Origin of the sequence: Streptomyces sp. NPDC102274 (assembly GCF_044766385.1) — a bacterium.
Taxonomy (GTDB): domain Bacteria; phylum Actinomycetota; class Actinomycetes; order Streptomycetales; family Streptomycetaceae; genus Streptomyces.
On the sequence record NZ_JBIWLW010000143.1, the window covers coordinates 1 to 1,437 of the forward strand.

The 1,437-nt window shown below is 69.2% G+C and carries 1 protein-coding gene; it reads left to right on the plus strand.

Going from position 1 to position 1,437, the window contains the following annotated elements:
• Positions 1-1,065: 1,065 nt before the first annotated feature.
• The coding region (locus ACIRQP_RS42445; protein WP_403900837.1) for a TetR family transcriptional regulator at positions 1,066-1,437 on the plus strand (372 nt) is incomplete at its 3' end.

The following is a 1,437-nucleotide window of genomic DNA, read 5'->3' on the forward strand; positions in this document are numbered from 1 at the left end:
GGCTCGGATATGGGTGTGCTCGCTTCCCTCCCCAAGAAAATACGTACCATCCGGTTTAATTGCTAGTGACCTAGGTCACATGAGTGGCAGAAGATGCGGAGCAGTCTGTTCCGCCCGCCCGCCCGCCCGCCCGTCCGTCGGCCCCGTCCGTCCGTCCGCCCGTCGGGGTGGGCGGCTCTGTCCATGTCCCGCGCCCGATTCCCCCCGCCCCGCCTTACCGCCCTGCCCTGCCTCCTTGTCCTGCCTTCCTTTTGTCTCCCTTTGCCTCTCTGTCTTCCTGTCTCTCTTCTCTGCTTCTCTGTTGCTTTTCTGCTCTGTCGTCCTGGCGGTCTCGTGGTGGGGTGCGGGCTGTGGGTGGGTGAGGGGTTGGTGCTCCGGTGATTCCCGGGTGGTCCGGACGGCCGTTTCCCGGGGTCCGGCCGGGCGGCGGGAGCGGCCCGGTCCGGGGGTGGAGGGCCGGCTGTCCTCGCCTTCGGCCCTTCGCTCCCGTCGCCCGGCCCTTCCTCCTGTCGCGGGTCTCTCATTCCGGCTGCTGGCCCTTCCCTCGTGCCGCCGGCCCTTCGTCCTGGCTGCTGGCTCTTCGTTCCCGCTGCCGGTCTTTCGTTCCTGTTGCCGGGCGGGCTGGGTGTCCGGTGGGTGGCAGGTGGGTGTCCGGTGTCCGGTGGTCGGCCGGCGGGGCGGGGTCCCGGTGGAGCCGCTCTGGAAACCGCGTGAGCGGTTTGTTAATGTTCTTGTGGTGGGCCGGGGGTGGGGCTTCCTCGGTGTTGTCCCAGGGAGAGGCGGGTGTGACGGTGATCATTTTGTCCGGCCCGCCCGGGCCGGGCGGCCCGGGCGGGCCGGTGCGGGGTGGTGTGTGCGGGCGGGTGGCGGGGATGGTGTGTCCGTGCCGTGGGGCCGGGCGTGGTCTGGCTGCCGCGCTTACCGGTTCCGCCGGTACGCGGGGCGCCCGCCGGTATGCGGGGGGTGCCTGCCTGGGGGGTGTTTGTCACGTTTCGGGTGGGTTGTGTGGTGGGTGGGGTGGTCTGTTCGTGGTGAGTGACGAGTGGTGGGGTGTGGCGGTCGTGTGTGCTGCTGGTTGCCCTGTGGCCGGGAGGCGATGAGATGGTCAGGCAGGAGCGGGCGGTCCGTACCCGGCAGGCGCTGATCCGGGCGGCTGCCGAGGTGTTTGCCGAGGAGGGGGTCGCGCTCGCTTCGATTTCCATGATCAGCCGTCGTGCGGGGGTGAGTAACGGGGCGCTTCATTTTCATTTCGAGAGCAAGAAGGCGCTGGCTCATGCGGTTTTGGGGGAGGCGGCTGCTGCTGTGACCGGGGTGACGGATGTGGCGGAGGGTGCGGGTGATTCCCTGCAGGCGGTGGTGGATGCCACTCATGGTCTGATGGGGCGGCTCGCGGATGATGTTGTGGTGCGGGCGGGGTTCGGGTTGTGCGGCGGTCCG